Below are 18,095 nucleotides of genomic sequence, written 5' to 3'. Positions count from 1 at the left end.
CGGGGCCGGATGCGGTCCCGCCCCCGAGCCGTCCGGGACCGGCGCATTGGTTAGGGTGACGCCGTGGCAAGAGTGCGGTTGAGCGTGGCGGAACGACGCGAGGAGCTGCTCCGCGCTGCCGTCGAACAGATCGAGGTACGCGGTGTCGCGGCGGTACGGATCGCCGATGTGGCCTCCGTGCTCGGCGTGAGCAACGCCCTGGTGCTCTACCACTTCTCGACGAAGGAGAAGCTGGTCGCAGCCGCCTTCGCGCATGCGGCCGAGGCGGACCTCGCCCATCTGCGCAAGCTCCTGAGCCGCCGCACGAGTGCGGTACGGCGGTTGCGCGCCGCCGTCCGCTGGTACGCGCCGACCGGGCAGGCCAAAGGTTGGCGGCTGTGGATCGAGGGCTGGGCGGCCTCGCTCCGGGACCCGGCGCTGCGCAATGTGGCCGGCGATCTCGACCAGCAGTGGAAGTCGGAGCTGGCCGAGGTCATCGAAGAGGGCGCCGCCTCAGGTGAGTTCCACTGCGACGACCCGATGTCCGTGGCCTGGCGACTGACCGCACTGCTGGACGGCCTGGCCGTCCAGATGACGTCGTACGCCGGTCCGCTCTCCCGGGCCACGATGCTGGCGTGGACCGACGAGGCACTCGCCCGCGAGCTGGGCATCGACCACGCGGCGCTGACGGCCTGACCCGGCCGGCCGCTCCGCCTCCTTCGCTTCCCTCCGCCCTGCCGGCCGATCAGGTCTGGCGCAGAGGCGCGTAGGCCTCTGCGTCCAGGCCGAAGGTCCAGGCGACGCCGTCCTTCGCGGTGCGGGTCGAGGGCGGTACCCGCAGCCAGTACGTGCGATGGATCCCGTCGGGCTCCGGGGTGGAGTTGACCACCTCGACCATCACCACGTCCTCGTCGCCGTCCAGTGCGATCCGCCACAGGACGCCCGTCTCGTCCCGATGCACCGGCTCGGCGCCCGATTCGGTGAGGTAGCGGTCGTAGCCGTAGCACTCCAGCATGACGCGGCGCAGCTCCGCATTCTCCTCCTCCCGTATCCGCTCGGGGGTCAGCGCCGTCAGTTCCGCGAGGAACTCGGCGGGAACGGGCATGCCGCGCCAGGCGTACAGTGCGAACCCGTCGCGGTACGAGAGGGCAGGGCCGTCCCCGCGGTCGAGCCGGCCCGCCTCGTCGCGGTGGAGCGTCTCCGGGCGTTCGCTGATCACCACGGTGCGCTCGTACGGCCACCACCAGCCCGCGTGCCTGGCCACCTCCGCCAGGCCATCGAGCCGGTCCCCGCGGCCGTCGAACGCGGCGAGCCACGCCGCGTCGTGCTGGCCGAGGACCGCGTCGAGCAGCACCAGGCGTACATCCGACTCGGCCTCGGGGCTCTCGGCGAGGGCCGAGACGACTCCGGTCCGTATCCGCTCGGCGAGCGCGGCCGTGGTCTCCCAGAGCTGGGCGCCCGTGGCCGACCAGAGAGAGGACCAGCCTGCCGGGCCCAACTCGTCGTACATCCGACGCCGTTCCTCCGCCCACGGGCGGGTCCGCACCTCGTCGCGCACCGAGCGGCCCGCGTCGACGAGTTTCCCGACCGCCTCGACGGCCGCCTTCGGCGAGTCGGCCCAGACAATCTGCTCCGGCTCGGCCAGTCCCGCACTGCGGTAGGCGAGGCGGACCCCGTCCTCGGCCGCTCCCCGGTCCGCCGCACCGGTCGCCGCTGCCACGGCCCGCCATGAGTCCACGTACTGCATCGGTTGTCCCCGTCCCCTGTTCACTCTCTTGGATCTCTGCTGTTCGCTGCCTGTCCGGCGTGTTCGCCGTGCCGCCCGGTGCCCGTCCGCTCCATCGCGGACTCAGCCGCCCGGACCGGCCGGCTCAGTCCGCAACGATGCGGACCGCACCCGGTGCGTACTCCCGCTGGCGCACGACGCGGTACCAGCCTTTCGGCAGCGGTATCGCCGCATGCTCCTCGTGCACCACCCGCCCGCCGTCGGGGAGATGGAGCAGCATCGGGCCGAAGGCACCCGCCTCGCGCATCAGCCGGCCGGGCCCTTGGACCGCATGCGCATGACCGGTGACCTCGCCCAGCGCGAGCACCATCCGCCCGCGGGCGTCCCGCGGCTCCCCCGGCGCGTCCGCCAGGTGCGCGGGCACCTCGGACTCGTCCAACGACACGATCAGCACATCGCCCTGCCGGTACACAGACGCCTCCCCTCGAGGGCGGCACCCGCTGTGCCGACCCTGGAGAAAACGCTAAGGGCAGGGTCTGACAATCGGTCACAACCGATCCCGCCTGCCGCGTTGTCAGTGGGGCTTGATAAACCTTGCGGACATCAGCCGTCCCCCAGTCTCAGGAGTTCAGGGTCATGTCCGGTGTGGATCATCTGCACGAGTTGCTCGGCCTGCCGGCCGTCGACTTCCGGCACGCGACGAACGAAGCGCCGGCGCAGGCCGCCGATGCCGCGGCCTGGCGTATCGCGGTCGACCCGTACGACGACGAGTCCGAGATGAGCTGGGAGGAGGCGTTCCAAGCATTTCTCGCTGCTGTCGACCCTGCGGGTGTGCGGGCCCTGATCATCGGCCAGTGGGGCGAGTCGTACGAGGAGACGTCGTCCTACCCGATCGATCTCGTGATCGCCGCCGCCGACCGGCTGACCTCGCTGGAAGCCGTCTTCGTCGGCGACATGACGGCCGAGGAGAACGAGATCTCCTGGATCGAGCAGTCCGACGTCACCGCGCTGCTCAGGGCGTTCCCCGGCCTGCTGGAACTGGGCGTGCGCGGCGGCACGGACCTGGAGTTCTCCCCGTCGAAGCACGAGCGGCTGCGTTCGCTGACCATCGAGACGGGCGGGCTGCCGGCCGGAGTGATCCGCGGCGTTCTGGACAGCGAGCTGCCCGCGCTGGAGCGGCTCGATCTCTGGCTCGGCGTCTCCGCGTACGGTGGCGACGCCGAAGTCGCGGACCTGGCCCCGCTGCTCTCCGGCTCGCGTTTCCCCCGCCTGCACCACCTCGGTCTGCGCAACAGCGAGGTGCAGAACGAGATCGCGACGGCTGTCGCGGGCGCCCCGGTCGTCGCCCAGCTGCGCACCCTCGATCTTTCGCACGGGACGCTGGGCGACGAGGGCGCGGCCGCGCTGCTCGAAGGCCAGCCGCTGACCCATCTCGAACGGCTCGATCTGCACCATCACTTCCTCACCGCGCCGATGGAGCGCCGGATCAAGGAGGCGCTGGAACCGCACGGTGTGCAGGTCGACGTGTCCGAACGCGAGGAACCCTGGGACGACAACGGGGCCGAGGGCCGCTACACCGCGGTTTCGGAGTGACGCCCCATGACTGACATCGACCATCCCGAGACGCCTGACCTCGCTGGATCTGCACCACCACTACATCAGTGCCCCCTTGGTGGACCGCCTCGAGGGACTGCTCGGTGCCGACCGGGTCAATGGCGAACCGGACGAGGTGGAGTACTGGCATCCGGATGAAGACGACGAGCGCTATGTCGCAGTCAGCGAGTAGGGCGGGCGGCCCGGCAGTGCGCTTCGCCGTCGTGGGAGTTCCCGGCAACCGCCGGGTCACACTCTTCGGGGACGCTGTACGCGCCGCCGGGCTACCGGCCGCGCGTGTGGTGCCCTGGCTGGACGTCCTGGGCGGCAAGGCCGTTTTCCGGCCGGGCGAGACCGTACGGATGGACTCGCCCGGTGAGGACGCCGAGGTCGAGCGGTTGCTGCGATCCGTGGACGATCCGACGAGGGTCGAGGGCACCGCCCTGTGGTACACCCGGTTCACCGGAGCGGTGCGGACGGTCGCGCGGGCGGCCGACGCGGCCGGAGCGGCACTGCTCGACGCCCCGGGCGATGTCGCGGTGCTGTTCGACAAACGGCTGTGCCATGCCGTGCTGGACGGCGCCGGGGTCCCTGTACCGGCTTCGCCGACCTCCGGCTTCGCGGCGCCCGTGGTGCGCGACTGGGCGGATGTGCGTGAGCGGATGGCTCAGCACCGCATGCCACGGGCCTTCGTGAAGCTCGCGCATGGCTCGTCCGCCTCGGGGGTGCTGGCCGTGGAGACGGCAGGTCCCGGCCGGGTGCGGGCGACCACATCGGTGGAACGCGACACGTCCGGACGGCTCTTCAACTCGCTGCGGGTGCGACGCTGTACGACGGAGCGCGAGGTGGCGGCGATCGTCGACGCGCTCGCACCGGACGGACTGCACATCGAGCGCTGGCTGCCCAAGGCATCGCAGCGAGGGCGCTCGGCCGACCTGCGGGTCCTGGTGGTGGCGGGCCGCGCCACCCATGCCGTCGTACGAACCAGCCAGTCCCCCATGACCAATCTTCACCTCGGCGGCCAGCGCGGAAGCCTCGACGAGGTCCGCGCGGCCGTCGAGGCGGCGGGCGGCAGCTGGGCCGAGGCCCTGGCCGTGTGCGAGCGCGCCGCTGCCTGCTTCCCGGACACGCTGTGTGTGGCCGTCGATCTGCTGCCCGCGACCGGCTGGCGGCGGTTCGCCGTCGGCGAGGTCAACGCCTTCGGCGACCTGCTGCCACGCCTGACCGGGCTGCCCGGCAGCGGCTTCGAGGGCCTGGACACCTATGCGACGCAGGTCGTCGCCGTACTGAACAGAGCAAGGAACCACCGTGCAAGCGCCACCCCCTGACACCGGACAGGCCGTCGCCGGCATCCGCGACGCGGACGCCGCCCCCTCGGAACACCCCGGGAATCCGGACATGAGCGAGATCGTGGGCAGTCACGATCTGCTGCTCGTCATCCTCGACACCCTGCGCTACGACGTGGCGGCGGAGCTGGCCGCCGCCGGACGCATCCCGCATCTGGCCCGCCATCTGCCGGGCGGCGTCTGGGAGAAGCGGCATGCCCCGGGCAGCTTCACCTATGCCTCGCACCAGGCGATCTTCGCGGGATTCCTGCCGACGCCCGCCGCCCCCGGCCCTCACCCCCGGCTGTTCGCGGCACGCTTCGCGGGCAGTGAGACCACCGCTTCCCGGACCTTCGTCTTCGACACCCCCGATCTGGTGTCCGCTCTCGCCGGGGCCGGTTACCGCACGGTGTGCATCGGAGGCGTCGGCTTCTTCAACCGGCAGGGCCCGCTCGGTTCCGTGCTGCCGGCCATGTTCCAGGAGAGCCACTGGGAACCCGAGTTCGGCGTCGCGTCACCCACCTCCTTCGAGGCCCAGGTGGCGCGGGCCGAGCAGGTCGTCGCGGGGCTACCCGCCGAACAGCGGCTGTTCCTCTTCGTCAACGTGTCGGCGCTGCACCAGCCCAACTGGTTCCACCAGCCCGGCGCCACCCGCGAGTCGGGTGACTCCCGCGCCACGCACGCCGCCGCCCTGGAGTACGTCGACGCACACATCGGCCGGCTCCTTGCCGCCGCGAGCAGCCGCCGGCGCTGCTTCGCCATCGTCTGCTCCGACCACGGCACGGCGTACGGGGACGACGGCTACACCGGTCACCGGCTCGGCCACGAGTCCGTCTGGACCGTTCCGTACGCGCACTTCTTCCTGGAACCGGGGGCCACTGCACGATGACCAGTCCGCACACCGTCCGCCCGTACCAGAGCTACGTCTACGCCTATCCGCACAAGACGGCGTACCGCCCGCTCAACGGCCGGCCCGCGCTGCGCGAGCTGTGGGCGGGAGAGCGCAAGGACGCGCTCTCGCTCTATCTCCACATACCGTTCTGCGAGGTCCGCTGCGGTTTCTGCAACCTCTTCACCCGGATCGGCGCCCCCGACGAGCTGACGACCCGCTATCTCGACGCACTGGACCGGCAGGCCACCGCCGTGCGCGACGCGCTGGGTGACGACGAGGCGGTGCGGTTCGCCGCGGCCGCGTTCGGCGGCGGCACCCCCACCTTCCTGGCGGCAGCCGAGCTGGAGCGGCTCTGCGACATCGCGGAGAAGCGGATGGGCGCCGACCTGCGGTCCGTGCCGCTGTCGGTCGAGACCTCGCCGTCGACCGCAACGACTGACCGGCTGGCCGTCCTCGCCGACCGCGGGACGACCCGGATCAGCATCGGCGTACAGAGCTTCGTCGACGCCGAGGCACGCGCGGCGGTCCGTCCCCAGCGCCGCGCCGATGTGGAGGCGGCGCTGGGCCGGATCCGCGACGCACGCATCCCGGTCCTCAACATCGACCTGATCTACGGCATCGACGGACAGACCGAGATCAGCTGGCGTTCCTCTCTGGACGCGGCCCTCGCCTGGCAGCCGGAGGAGCTGTATCTCTATCCGCTCTACGTGCGCCCGCTGACCGGCCTTGACCGGCTCGGCGCCGACGCCGAAGCCGCGGCGGACGCGGCCTGGGACGACGAGCGGCTGCGGCTGTACCGGGCGGGCCGGGACCATCTCCTCACCCACGGCTACGAGCAGGTGTCGATGCGGATGTTCCGCCGCGCCGACGCCCCGCAGCAGGGCCCTGCCGACTACGCGTGCCAGACGGACGGCATGATCGGTCTTGGCTGCGGCGCACGCTCGTACACCAGTCGGCTGCACTACTCCTTCGACTACGCGGTGGACATGCGGAAAGTGCGGGCGATCATCGACGGCTACACCGCCACCGACGACTTCTCCCGCGCGGAAGTGGGGCGGTACGTCGACGGTGACGAGGCGCGCAGGCGCCACCTTCTGCAGTCTCTCCTTCAGGCCGAGGGGCTGCAACTGGCGGAATACCGCGAGCGGTTCGGCGCCGCTCCCGGTGACGACTTCCCAGGTGAGCTGAACCGGTTCGAGGCGCGCGGCTGGCTGGACGGGTCCGCCGTGGCGTCCGGGCTGCTACGGCTCTCGCCCGAGGGGCTCGCCCACTCCGACGCGCTGGGTCCCGAACTGTTCTCCCCCGCTGTACGGGCCGCGATGGCCGCGTACGAACCGAAGTGAGCACTCCCATGGATCTGACGATCCTCTATCGGGGTCCCCTGGCGTCGTGCGACTACGACTGCCCGTACTGTCCGTTCGCCAAGCGGCGCGACAGCCCGGAGCAGCTCCGTGCCGACCGCGCCGCCCTGGAGCGGTTCACCGCGTGGGCGGCGGAGCAGACCAGGGACAGGATCTCAGTGCTGTTCACGCCGTGGGGCGAGGGGCTGGTCCGTTCCTGGTACCGCCGCGCGTTGGTGGAACTGGCGCAGCTGCCGCACATCGGCCGGGTCGCGATCCAGACCAATCTCAGCGGTCGTACCCGCTGGCTGGCCGAAGCCGGTGGAGCCGGCCGCGACAAGATCGCACTGTGGTGCACGTACCACCCGGGGCAGACACCGTACGACCGTTTCCTCGCCAGGTGCCGGGAACTGTCCGCTCTCGGTGTCCGGTACAGCGTCGGTGTCGTCGGTCTCGAGCAGCATTTCGACGAGGCGCGGCGGCTCCGCACCGACCTGCCCGACGAGGTCTATCTCTGGGTCAATGCCGCAGAGGGGCAGAGCTACACGGACGAGGAGGCGGACCGCTGGACGGCCCTCGACCCCCTCTTCCCGTACAGCCGTCACCCGCACCGCTCGGCGGGCATGCCGTGCCGGACCGGCGAGTCCGTCATCTCGGTGGACGGCGACGGCACGGTGCGCCGTTGCCACTTCGTCCCGGCCGAGCTCGGCAACCTGTACGACGGCAGCTACCGGCGTGCGCTCGGTCCGCGGGCCTGTCCGCTCGCCGTCTGCGACTGCCACATCGGCTATGTACATCTGGAGACGCTGCCGTTGTACGACGTCTTCGCGGGTGGCGTCCTGGAGCGCATACCAGCCCGACGCCCGGGCAAACCGGCACCCTCGGGGCGCCGGTTCCTGCCGGTGTCCCCCGTCGCCGGACAAGCCTGAAGCCCCCGAGAGGCAGAAAGGGAACGGGCACGTCCGGCCGATGAGGCCGAAGAGAGGGCTTGGGGCGTGTTTCGAAAGGAGCGTCGTCCGCCCGTAGGGCGGGCCCGGCGTCGCCTGGCAGGCGGGGCTTTCGACACACGCCCTAAAGCGGCAGGAGGTCCGGCCGCTTCGCCTCGACGTGGTCGCCGGAGGACTCGCCGCGCAGCCGACGCCCTATCCACGGAACCAGGTACTCACGCGCCCAGTGGATGTCGTCGCGCCGGACCTCCAGCGTGCCGCGCTGTGCCTGCGGGGGCCACTCCTGGTCGGGGTCAGCCGGTACATCGAAACCAAGGACCTGGGCGGCGCGCAGCGCGACCCGGGTGTGCCCCTCGGGCGACAGGTGGAGCCGGTCGTCGTCCCAGGCTCGCCGGTCCTGCACGGACTTCAGCGACCACAGGTCGAGGACCGGGCAGTCGTAGCGATCAGCGATGGAGCGCACATGGGCGGTGTACGTGGCGATCTTGCCGCGCAGATGGCGCAGGACGGGAACGCCGCGGGTGTCGAAGCCGGTCGTCACCAGGACGGTGCCGACCGAGTCGGTGAGCTCGGCGACCGCGCGCTCGAAGCGTTCGGCCACGTCGTCGGGGTCGGTGCCGGGCCGGATGATGTCGTTGCCGCCCGCGCAGAAGCTCACCAGATCGGGTGCGAGCTCCTTGGCGCGCGGTACCTGCTCCTCGACGATCTGGTCGAGGAGGCGTCCGCGTACGGCGAGATTGGCGTACCGGAAGTTTCCGTGCGCGGAGCCCTCGGGGCTCGTCGCCGCGTCGGGGTCCGGGAGCTGGTCCGCGAGAAGTACCGCGAAACGGTCCGCCCAGCCGACGAAGGTTCCGTCCGGGCCGGGGTCTCCGACTCCCTCGGTGAAGCTGTCGCCAATCGCTGCGTACGACCCGATGGCGCCATGCCGGTTGATGACGCCACGTTGATTGTTTCTCGAATCGTCTGCCACAAGCGCATATCCTGCACCGCCGAATGTGACCTACGCGACCGTAATAAGGGGTTGACGGGTGGTGAGATAGGCCACCGGTCAGGTTTTGGTAAACGGGGAATAAGCGAAGGGGCGGCGCGCCGCTGCGCACCGCCCCTTCACCGAGCTGACCGGATCAGCCGTGGATCAGACGTAGATCCCGTGCGAGGCCAGGTAGGCGATCGGGTCGATGTCCGACCCGTACGCCGGGCCGGTGCGGATCTCGAAGTGCAGGTGCGGGCCGGTGGCGTTGCCGGTGGCACCGGAGAGGCCGACCTGCTGGCCTGCGGTCACGGTCTGGCCCGCCGAGACGGAGAGCGAGGACATGTGGCCGTACTGCGAGTAGTGGCCGTCGGCGTGCTTGATGACGACCTGGTTGCCGTACGCGCCACCCCAGCCGGCGGTGACGACGGTGCCGGAGGTGATCGCCTTCACGCTGGTGCCGGTGGGGACCGGGAAGTCGATGCCCGTGTGGCTGCCGCTGGACCAGTTGGAGCCGGAGGCACGGTAGGCGGTGGTGTGGTTGCCCGGGACCGGGTGGACGTAGCCGGAGCTGTTGCTCTGGCCGGCCGAGGCGGAGGCCGTGGTGGTCTTGACGGAGCCCGAAGTCTTGGACTGCGACGCGGACTTGTCGGCCGAGGAGGTCGACGGAGCCGGAGCGGACTGCGTGGTGTCCGTCGTCGCGGCGGAGCCGGCCGGCTTGCCGCCGAGCGTCAGCTTCATGCCCGGGAGGATCAGGCTCGGGTTCTCGCCGACGACCGCGCGGTTGTCCTGGTACAGCTTCTGCCAGCCGCCCTCGACCTGCTGCTCGGCGGCGATCTTCGACAGGTTGTCACCGGCGACGACGGAGTACGTCCGGGTCTCGACCTGCTTCTTCACGACCGGCGCGGCCTCGGCGGCGGCGTGCGTGGCTGCCGACTGCGCGGTGGGCGCGGCCTGCTCCGCGGCGTGGGCACCGGTGGCGCCGAGCAGCGGAAGGGCGACGACGGCGCCACCGGCACTGATGGCGGCGACGCCACGGGCGATCGTGCTGGACTTGGGACGGCGATGCTTACCCGATGCGGGCATGAAGAATTTCCTCTCCGGCGCCTACGAGGTGAGCTGTCGGGTTCGGGCTGGAGATGCCCGGTCGCAGTTCGCGACTTCACCCCGAGCCGACCGGATCTCTCCGGGCGGCGGCTTACCTGGTTCCCCCGCTCCTGCCACACGTGAGTGGATGCGAATTCCGGGCGGCGGCAGGATTAGGCGGTCCGTCCGGATTGAGGGTGACCGTAGGCGAGCGAGGAAGGCGGAAACAAGCCGTCGATTACTCAACGGAATCCGCGCCGGGAAATCGGCGCGGAATCCTGGTCACCCTCCGTGGATTACGGATCTTGGATTTCCGCGCGACATCCGGAATACCCATCCGTGGCACCACCACGCACCGTCACGAATATGATCCCGCTCACGAGGAGGGCATCATCTCCCGTAGAAATAGGCCATGTTCCGCTAAAAGACGCAATACGGACATGTCATGAGCGTTCCCCGCGTCGGAGCCTCAGCACCTTCGCGTCCAGGTCCCCCCTCAGGCCGGTGTGCAGACCCTGATGCAGCAGCACGGCGCCGTGGTGGACCGCCCCGGTGTCCAGGTCGGTGTAGGTCGCCGCGGGGTCGAGCCCGCGCAGCCGCAGGGCCGGCGGCCGCTCCCCGTACCGCTGTGCCTCCAGCCACATCAGCACCACGGCCTCGTCGCCGTGCATGTACTGCACGGCGCTGAGTCCACCGCGCGGGGCACGCAGCCGGTACAGCGCGCCGTGCTGCACCGCGGGACGGATCTCCTTGTAGAGATCCACCCAGCTCCGTGCCTCGGCCAGTTCCTCGTCACTCCACTCGGTGAGATCCCCGCCGACCCCGAGCACCCCGGCCATCGCGCTGACGAAGCGGAAGCGCAGCGAACTGACCCTGCTGTTGAGCTGGACATTCGGACTGTCGGTGACCCAGGCGGCCATCACCTGCGCCGGATGGATCTGCCCGAAGCCCTCCTGGATGGCGAGCCGGTCGAGCGGGTCGGTGTTGTCGGAGGTCCACACCTGGTCGGTACGGGCGAGGATCCCCAGATCGATCCGGCCACCGCCGCCCGAGCAGGACTCGAAGGCGACCCCGGGGTGGGCGGCCCGCAGCCGGTCGATCAGCGTGTAGAGCGCGTCCACATGCGCGATCCAGAGCTTCTGCGGATAGTCCTCGCCCGGCCAGCCCGCATCGGTGAAGCAGCGGTTGAAGTCCCATTTCACATAGTCGATCGGGGCGCTGGAGAGCAGCCTGTCGAGCTGCTCCCACAGATGGTTCTGCACATCGGTCCGGGCCAGATTGAGCACCAACTGATGACGGAATTCGGTCCGGGTCCGCCCAGGGAAGTGCTGCACCCACTCGGGGTGCGCGCGATAGAGATCACTGTCGGCGTTCACCATCTCCGGCTCGACCCAGATGCCGAACTGCATGCCGAGTCCGTGCACTTCGTCGGCGAGCGGCTTCAGCCCGCCGGGGAATCGCTCGGGGTTGGGTGTCCAGTCGCCGAGTCCGGCCCGGTCGCTGGTGCGCCGCCCGAACCACGCGTCGTCCACGACGAACAGCTCGACGCCCATCGCCGCGGCGCGCTCGGCGAGGGCGCGCTGCTGGTCCTCCGCGATATCGAAGCCGGTCGCCTCCCAGGAGTTGTAAAGCACCGGCCGCAGGCTCTCGGCGCCCGGGACGACATGGGCCAGTTGCCAGGCGTGCCAGGACCGGCTCGCCCCGCCGAACCCTTCGGCGCTCCACAGTCCGGCGAACACCGGTGTGGTGTACGTCTCCCCCGGTGCGAGCCGCAGCAGCCCGGAGTCGTCGTATCCAGCGCCTCCGGTGATCTGCACGAGCCCGTCGGGGAGCTGCTGCACCGCGATCCGCCACGAGCCGGACCAGCCGAGCGCGCAGCCGTACACCTCGCCGTCCTCCTCGGTGGCGGCGCCGTCCGCATCGAGCGCGACCCAGGGCAGGAACTGGTGTCCGGTGTGGCCGCGCCTGCTGGAGAGGACCTTCTCGCCGTACGTCAGCTCCGACCGTACGAGCTGTGTCTCGGCCGCCCAGCGACCGTGCAGCTGACTCAGCCGCCAGCTGTCCCGGGCGGGCAGCGCCCAGGCCGCCGCGTCGGCGCGCAACAGCTCCAGCGGCGGACCGTCAGGACCGGTGTGGGTGACGGTGGCCCAGCGCTCGATGACATCGGAGTCGTCCCGCATCCGGTAGTGCAGCGTGAGCGCGAGCCGCTGCACTGAGTCGGCGAACGCGATACGGAGTTCGTCTCCGTCCACGACGGCCCCGGCGAACGCCCATTCGGTACCACGGACTTCGGGGGTGCGTACGGAGAGAGCGGGCCGGACGAAGCGGGGCCACCCTCGACCGGGTACTCCTCGCGGCCGTCCAGCCGCGACTCGAAGCCCCGCAAGGGCGGCTCGGGCGCGGCGGCGAGGGCCTCGGCGGCCGCGAGGGAGATCCGCGGCCCCCAGTGCAGATGCAGTAGTTCGCCCCGGCCGGTGAGGTGCAGCGCGTAGCTGCCGCTCGCCCCGGTCAGCAGCCAGGTCCGACCCTGCTCACCCGTCTCGATCACGTCATCCCCGCATTCCCACAGTTCCGCACATCATCGGCCGCCGGCCGACGGCCGGGCAACGCCCGTGCGAGGGGAATTCCATGGGGTGTTCAGCGGGAAACGGCCGAGATGACGGCCAGAGAATTCAATGTCGTATCGTCGCAGGAACTGACCTCGCCGGCGAGCCGCGCCGACGCCAGACACTCCAGGAGACACCGTGACGCAGCAGGTGCCGCAGGTCCCGTCGACGGAACCCGAGCTGGCAGGTGTGCGCAACTTCCGCGATGTGGGCGGACTGCCGACCGTGGACGGCCGCCGGGTGCGGCACGGACGGCTCTTCCGCAGCGGTCACCTCGCGCACGCCACCGACGAGGACGCCGCGTTCCTCGGCGGCCTCGGGCTGCACACGATCTTCGACTTCCGCAATGCGGCGGACCACAGGCTCGAAGGCCCGGACGTGGACCTGCCGGGCGTGCGGAATGTGAACATTCCGCTCTCCGACCCGGCCGACGGCGCCGAGTTCTGGCGGATGGTCCGCGACGGCGACATCGCACAGCTGCGCTCGGTCCTTGCCGACGGCAAGGGAGCGGCGCGGATGACCGCCTCGTACAAGTCGATCATCAGGGACCGTACCGCCGAGCACAGCCGGGTGCTGCACGCCCTGGCCGAGGACAGCGTTCCCGCTCTGATGCACTGCGCGGCCGGCAAGGACCGTGCCGGTCTCTCGATCGCGGTTTCGTTGCTGGCGGTCGGCGTCGAGCGCGAGGCCATCGAGGCCGACTACCTGAAGTCCAACGATCCGCACCGCCGGTACAAGGTCCGGCGCACCGACACCTCGGCGACCGGGATGTCGCCCGAGGTGGTGGAGCTGCTCAGCCCGCTCTTCGACGCCCGCGCCGAGTACCTCGCCGAGGCCTTCAGCACCATCGAGGAGACCTGGGGCAGCACGGACCGCTATCTCGCCGAGGGCCTGAAGCTGACTCCGGAGATCCTGGAGCGGCTGCGCGGACGGCTCCTCGAAGAGGCGTAGCCGGACCGTACACCGGCCGAGGTCAGCCCTTTCCGGCCACCGCGAAGAGCAGGTACAGGAAGGCCGCGAAGATGTGTCCGGCGATGAGATAGGCGAACAGCCTGATCACCACGCCGCGCGGAAACTTCCGCTCCTGCGCGTCGTAGTTCTTCTGGGACCTCGGGGTGAGCGGATCGAAGTGCTCTGAATCGGACATGACAGTCCTTTCTGGTGACCGACCGGGCCGGTCTCAGCGACGGTGGGTACCGCTGCCGAGGCACAGCTCGGCGGCGGGGCTCTGCAACAGGGTGTGGACGAAGAGCAGCTCGGATCCGTCGCGGTCCACGGCGGCGATCCGGTGCGGGGTGAGCGAGTCGAAGTGGGCGCTGTCGCCCGGGTCGAGATCGTGCACGGTGTCGCCGAGGCTCACCCGCAGCCGCCCGGCAAGGACGTACAGCCACTCCTCGCCGGGATGGACCCGCACGAGATCACCCTGGGCGCCGTACGGGACCCGGACGCGCAGGGCCTGCATCGCCCGGCCGGACCCGCCGGCCTGCTGGTACATCCAGCCGTCGGCCTCGGCCCCCTCGAACCGGCCACCGCGGACGATCGCGTCACGTTCGGGGGCGATCTCGCCGAGCAGCTCGGAGACCGTCGTACCGTAGATCCTGGCAAGTCCGAGGAGCATGGGCAGCGACGGCTGCCTCCGGCCCGTTTCGAGCCGAGACAGATGGGCCGGGGACAGCCCGGCGTGCTGGGCGGCGGCCTCCAGGGTCAGACCACGGCGGCGGCGCAGATCGCGCAGGCGTGGCGCGACGCCGGGCAGCTCGTCGGCCACCCCTCCATCGGGAGAGTTCATATACCTATTGGGCCAGCATCCTGCCTCTGAGGCAAATATTTTGCCTCAGAGGCAATTCCGCGTCAGCGGTTGACGACGGTCTGTCTGACCAGCGTTTTTCCGAAGTCCCACATCAGGCCGCCGCCGCTGTGCGCGTCATCCATCACCGCTGTGAACGCGGTCACGAACCGGTCCACCTCCGGCTCCCCGATGACCAGCGGCGGAATCAGCTTGATCACTTCCAGATGGTCGCCGGAGACCTGGGTGAGGATCCGGTGCTTCTGCAGGAGCGGCACGACGACCATCTGCGCGAAGAGACCCTTGCGGGCCGCCTGCAGCATGGTCCATCGGCTGCGCAGCTTCAACGAGCTCGGCCGGCCGAACTCGATGCCGATCATCAGCCCGCGGCCACGGACCTCGTGCAGCAGTTCGTAGCGGCCGGTGAGCGCGGCGAGCCGATCGCGCAGCAGCTCTCCGGTGCGGCGGGCGTTCGCGACGGTCTCCTCGTCCTCCATCACCGCCAGGACCGCGAGCCCGGCCGCCATCGCCTGGGCATTGGAGCCGAAGCTTGCCGAGTGGACCAGAACCCGGTCCATCGACGAATAGACGCGTTTGAAGATCCAGTCCTTCCCGAGCGTCGCCCCGACCGGCACATAGCCGCCGGAGAGCGCCTTGGCGACACAGACCAGGTCGGGTTCGACGCCTTCCTCGTGCTGGTACGCGTAGAACTCCCCGGTCCTGCCGAGACCGGTCTGCACCTCGTCGGCGATGAGCAGCGCCTTGTGCCGGTGCAGCAGCTCCTGAGCAGCGCGCAGGTAGCCGGGCGGCGCCTCGTGGACGCCCTTCCCCTGGATCGGCTCGACGACGAGCGCCGCCACATCGCCCCGTCTCAGTTCGCGCCTCAGTGCGTCGAGGTCGCCGAGCTCGACAGCGGTGTCGGGGAGCAGCGGTGCGAAGCCGTCCCGGAAGCCCGATTCGCCGTTGACCGAGAGCGAGCCGGCGGTCAGGCCGTGGAAGGCGCGGGTGCAGTAGAGAATGCGGGGCTTCCCGGTGGCGTACCGGGCGAACTTCAGCGCGGTCTCGACGGCTTCCGTACCGCTGTTGCCGAAGAAGACCCGGTCCAGATGCGGACTGTAGGTGAGCAGCTTCTCGGCCAGCAGCCCGGGCAGCGGCTGGCAGTCGAAGCGGGTGAGGTCTGCGAGCGAGGCGTCCATCACGTCGTGCAGTGCCTTGCGGACGACCGGGTGGTGGCGGCCCAGACCCATGACGCCGAAGCCGGCGAGCATGTCGAGGTAGTCGTTGCCGTCCGTGTCCCAGAAGTGGGCACCCTCGGCCCGCTCGTACACCTTGTCGAAGCCGATGGTGTGCAGCATCCGCGGGAGCTGGTGGTTGAGGTATTTCGTGTGCAGCTCGTACCGCTCGGCCCCGCGTTCCGCGAGGAGCTGCGCCAGATCGAAGCCCTTGGGCCCGTCGTCCTTCATTCCCCGCTCTCCTCAATCCCCCGGGCCGCTTCCTTGGCGGCGAGCGCACCGCTGATCCGGCCGGCGATCTCGACCGGTGTGAGCCCGATGTCGGCCAGCACCTCCGCACGCTTGCCGTGCGCGAGGAACTGCTCGGGGATACCGAAGGTCCGCAGCGGTACGTCGACACCGGCATCACGCAACGCCTGCCCGACCGCCGAACCGACGCCTCCCGCCCGGCTGTTGTCCTCGACGACGGCGACCATCCGGTGACGTGCGGCAAGCGGGGCGAGCTGTTCGTCGACCGGCTTCACCCAGCGCGGATCGACGACCGTGCAGCGGATCCCGCCGCCCGAGAGCAGGTCTGCGGCCTGCACGCAGACGGAGGCGAGGACACCGACCGCCACGATGAGGACGTGGGGGTCGTCGGCGCGGTGCAGTACGTCCATGGCACCCACGCGGCCTGTCGCCGGTACCGGCTCCCCCACCGACTCCTTGGGGAAACGCAGCACGGTCGGTGCGTCGTCGACGGCAATGGCCTCGCGCAGCTCCTCCCGGAGCCGCTCCGCGTCACGCGGGGCGGCGATCCGCAGCCCGGGCACGACCTGGAGCACGGACATGTCCCACATGCCGTTGTGCGAGGCGCCGTCGGGACCGGTGACCCCGGCCCGGTCGAGGACGAACGTCACCCCGCACCGGTGCAGGGCGACGTCCATCAGCAGCTGGTCGAAGGCGCGGTTGAGGAAGGTGGCGTAGACGGCGACGACCGGGTGCAGTCCCCCGGTGGCGAGCCCCGCCGCGGAGACCGTCGCGTGCTGCTCGGCGATCCCGACGTCCCAGACCCGCTCGGGAAACGCCTCGGCGAACTTCGTCAGCCCGACGGGGTGCAGCATCGCCGCGGTGATGGCGACGACATCCGGCCGCTCGGCGCCGATCGCGGCGAGCTCGTCCCCGAACACCGAGGTCCACGACGGGCTCACCATCGGGGCGAGCGGTGCGCAGGTCAGCGGGTCCATCGCACCGACGGTGTGGAACCGGTCGGCGTCGTCCCGCAGTGCGGGCGCGTAGCCGCGGCCCTTCTCGGTGAGGCAGTGCACCAGCACCGGGCCGTGGAAGCGTTTCGCGCGGCGCAGCGCGGATTCGACGGCTGCGATGTCGTGCCCGTCTATCGGCCCGACGTACTTGAGCCCCAGGTCCTCGAACATGCCCTGCGGGGCGAAGGCGTCCTTGAACCCCTTCTTCGCGCCGTGCAGCGACCCGTACAGCGGCTGTCCGACCACCGGGGTGCGCTGCAGGACGTCCTTGCCCCACGTCAGGAAGCGCTCGTACCCGTCGGTGGTGCGGAGGGTGGCCAGGTGGTCGGCGAGCCCGCCGATCGTCGGGGCGTACGAGCGCTCGTTGTCGTTCACCACGATGATGAGCGGCCGGTCCCGGGCCGCCGCGATGTTGTTGAGCGCCTCCCAGGCCATGCCGCCGGTGAGCGCGCCGTCCCCGATGACGGCGACGACGTGGTCGGGGCGGCCGAGCACCTCGTTCGCCTTGGCCAGGCCGTCCGCCCAGCCGAGCACGGTCGAGGCGTGCGAGTTCTCGATGATGTCGTGCACGGACTCCTCGCGGGAGGGATAGCCGGACAGGCCGCCCTTGCCGCGCAGCTTGGAGAAGTCCTGCCGCCCGGTGAGCAGTTTGTGCACGTAGCTCTGGTGCCCGGTGTCCCACAGAATGCGGTCCACCGGTGAGTCGAAGGCCCGGTGCAGGGCGATGGACAGCTCCACCACCCCGAGGTTGGGCCCCAGATGTCCGCCGGTCCTGGCCACCGCCTCGACCAGGAACTTCCTGATGTCCTCAGCGAGTTCGTCGAGTTCCGGTCCGCTCAGCGCCTTCAGGTCGCGCGGTCCCCGGATGGTCTCCAGAATGGTCACGCTCGGGCCCCCTCTCCGGTCCTGTCTCAGCTCACGGTGACGGCGGGGACGCCCGACGGTGTCCCCGCGTCGTCCCTGCCCTCGGCAATCCTCAGGGCTTCTTCGATGAGCGTCTCGACGATCTTCGACTCCGGAACGGTCTTGATGACCTCGCCCTTGACGAAGATCTGTCCCTTGCCGTTCCCGGACGCCACACCCAGATCCGCCTCACGGGCCTCACCCGGACCATTGACGACACAGCCCATCACGGCAACCCGCAACGGCACCTCCATGCCCTCAAGACCCGCCGACACCTGATCCGCCAGCTTGTACACATCCACCTGCGCCCGCCCGCACGACGGACACGACACGATCTCCAGCCGCCGCTGCCGCAGATTCAACGACTCCAAGATCTGGATGCCGACCTTGACCTCCTCGGCCGGCGGCGCCGACAACGACACCCGGATCGTGTCCCCGATCCCCTCCGACAGCAACGCACCGAACG

Annotated in this window: 16 protein-coding genes, 1 pseudogene and 1 riboswitch; of the genes and pseudogenes, 7 read left to right on the top strand and 10 right to left on the bottom strand. The window is 70.2% G+C overall.

What is annotated here, in order from left to right; translation table 11 throughout:
• Nucleotides 1–63: 63 nt before the first annotated feature.
• The gene (locus tag ACIBB8_RS32105) at nucleotides 64–675 is read left to right on the top strand and encodes a TetR/AcrR family transcriptional regulator (protein WP_398958135.1); all 612 of its coding nucleotides are present in this window, start codon (nucleotides 64–66) and stop codon (nucleotides 673–675) included.
• 49 nt (nucleotides 676–724) lie between these two features.
• On the opposite strand, the gene ACIBB8_RS32100 is transcribed toward ACIBB8_RS32105, so the two are convergent.
• Nucleotides 725–1,726, bottom strand: a complete 1,002-nt coding sequence (locus ACIBB8_RS32100; protein ID WP_398958132.1) for a DUF6745 domain-containing protein — start codon at nucleotides 1,724–1,726, stop codon at nucleotides 725–727.
• A gap of 124 nt (nucleotides 1,727–1,850) precedes the next feature.
• Nucleotides 1,851–2,177, bottom strand: a complete 327-nt coding sequence (locus ACIBB8_RS32095; protein ID WP_366690481.1) for a hypothetical protein — start codon at nucleotides 2,175–2,177, stop codon at nucleotides 1,851–1,853.
• A gap of 164 nt (nucleotides 2,178–2,341) precedes the next feature.
• Here ACIBB8_RS32095 and ACIBB8_RS32090 point away from each other — a divergent pair, with 164 nt between their 5' ends.
• From ACIBB8_RS32090 to ACIBB8_RS32070, 5 genes are all read left to right on the top strand, one after another.
• A complete protein-coding gene (locus ACIBB8_RS32090; protein WP_398958129.1) occupies nucleotides 2,342–3,298 on the top strand; it encodes an STM4015 family protein in 957 nt (318 codons plus the stop codon).
• Between the two features lie 173 nt (nucleotides 3,299–3,471).
• On the top strand, nucleotides 3,472–4,626 hold the full coding sequence (locus ACIBB8_RS32085; protein WP_398958128.1) for an STM4014 family protein: 1,155 nt from the start codon (nucleotides 3,472–3,474) through the stop codon (nucleotides 4,624–4,626).
• Nucleotides 4,627–4,696: 70 nt separating this feature from the next.
• A complete protein-coding gene (locus tag ACIBB8_RS32080) occupies nucleotides 4,697–5,512 on the top strand; it encodes an STM4013/SEN3800 family hydrolase (protein ID WP_398958169.1) in 816 nt (271 codons plus the stop codon).
• Nucleotides 5,509–6,858 (top strand): STM4012 family radical SAM protein, encoded by a 1,350-nt coding sequence (locus tag ACIBB8_RS32075; protein WP_398958126.1) that lies wholly within the window; start codon nucleotides 5,509–5,511, stop codon nucleotides 6,856–6,858. Before ACIBB8_RS32080 ends, ACIBB8_RS32075 begins: the two co-directional genes overlap by 4 nt.
• Nucleotides 6,859–6,866: 8 nt before the next feature.
• Nucleotides 6,867–7,784 carry an STM4011 family radical SAM protein gene (locus ACIBB8_RS32070; protein ID WP_398958124.1) on the top strand — a complete coding sequence of 306 codons (918 nt, stop codon included), beginning with the start codon at nucleotides 6,867–6,869 and terminating at the stop codon, nucleotides 7,782–7,784.
• A gap of 142 nt (nucleotides 7,785–7,926) precedes the next feature.
• Here ACIBB8_RS32070 and ACIBB8_RS32065 read toward each other — a convergent pair whose 3' ends face one another.
• From ACIBB8_RS32065 to ACIBB8_RS32055, 3 genes and pseudogenes are all read right to left on the bottom strand, one after another.
• Nucleotides 7,927–8,772 (bottom strand): SGNH/GDSL hydrolase family protein, encoded by an 846-nt coding sequence (locus tag ACIBB8_RS32065; protein WP_398958122.1) that lies wholly within the window; start codon nucleotides 8,770–8,772, stop codon nucleotides 7,927–7,929.
• Nucleotides 8,773–8,937: 165 nt separating this feature from the next.
• Nucleotides 8,938–9,858, bottom strand: a complete 921-nt coding sequence (locus ACIBB8_RS32060) for a peptidoglycan DD-metalloendopeptidase family protein (RefSeq protein ID WP_398958120.1) — start codon at nucleotides 9,856–9,858, stop codon at nucleotides 8,938–8,940.
• 3 nt (nucleotides 9,859–9,861) lie between these two features.
• A riboswitch (cyclic di-AMP (ydaO/yuaA leader) is annotated at nucleotides 9,862–10,038 on the bottom strand.
• 263 nt (nucleotides 10,039–10,301) lie between these two features.
• Nucleotides 10,302–12,406, bottom strand: a pseudogene (locus ACIBB8_RS32055) (alpha-galactosidase).
• A 196-nt stretch (nucleotides 12,407–12,602) separates the two neighbouring features.
• Between ACIBB8_RS32055 and ACIBB8_RS32050 the strand changes: the two are divergent.
• The gene (locus ACIBB8_RS32050) at nucleotides 12,603–13,415 is read left to right on the top strand and encodes a tyrosine-protein phosphatase (protein ID WP_398958118.1); all 813 of its coding nucleotides are present in this window, start codon (nucleotides 12,603–12,605) and stop codon (nucleotides 13,413–13,415) included.
• A gap of 22 nt (nucleotides 13,416–13,437) precedes the next feature.
• On the opposite strand, the gene ACIBB8_RS32045 is transcribed toward ACIBB8_RS32050, so the two are convergent.
• The 5 genes from ACIBB8_RS32045 to ACIBB8_RS32025 all read right to left on the bottom strand — a co-directional run.
• A complete protein-coding gene (locus ACIBB8_RS32045; protein ID WP_366137136.1) occupies nucleotides 13,438–13,611 on the bottom strand; it encodes a DUF6126 family protein in 174 nt (57 codons plus the stop codon).
• A gap of 33 nt (nucleotides 13,612–13,644) precedes the next feature.
• A complete protein-coding gene (locus ACIBB8_RS32040) occupies nucleotides 13,645–14,253 on the bottom strand; it encodes an XRE family transcriptional regulator (protein WP_366690470.1) in 609 nt (202 codons plus the stop codon).
• 62 nt (nucleotides 14,254–14,315) lie between these two features.
• Nucleotides 14,316–15,713, bottom strand: coding sequence for an aspartate aminotransferase family protein (locus tag ACIBB8_RS32035; RefSeq protein ID WP_398958116.1), 1,398 nt, complete (start codon nucleotides 15,711–15,713; stop codon nucleotides 14,316–14,318).
• Nucleotides 15,710–17,611, bottom strand: a complete 1,902-nt coding sequence (gene dxs / locus ACIBB8_RS32030; RefSeq protein ID WP_398958113.1) for a 1-deoxy-D-xylulose-5-phosphate synthase — start codon at nucleotides 17,609–17,611, stop codon at nucleotides 15,710–15,712. The genes ACIBB8_RS32035 and dxs overlap by 4 nt, the downstream gene beginning before the upstream one ends.
• 26 nt (nucleotides 17,612–17,637) lie before the next feature.
• Nucleotides 17,638–18,095, bottom strand: a 458-nt coding sequence (locus ACIBB8_RS32025; RefSeq protein ID WP_398958111.1) for a flavodoxin-dependent (E)-4-hydroxy-3-methylbut-2-enyl-diphosphate synthase, incomplete at its 5' end; no start/stop codon positions are given.

This window comes from Streptomyces sp. NPDC051286, assembly GCF_044455345.1.
In the GTDB taxonomy this organism is placed as follows: domain Bacteria; phylum Actinomycetota; class Actinomycetes; order Streptomycetales; family Streptomycetaceae; genus Streptomyces.
Note: the sequence above shows the minus strand (reverse complement) of the source record. Positions and strands in the feature narration are given on the sequence as shown.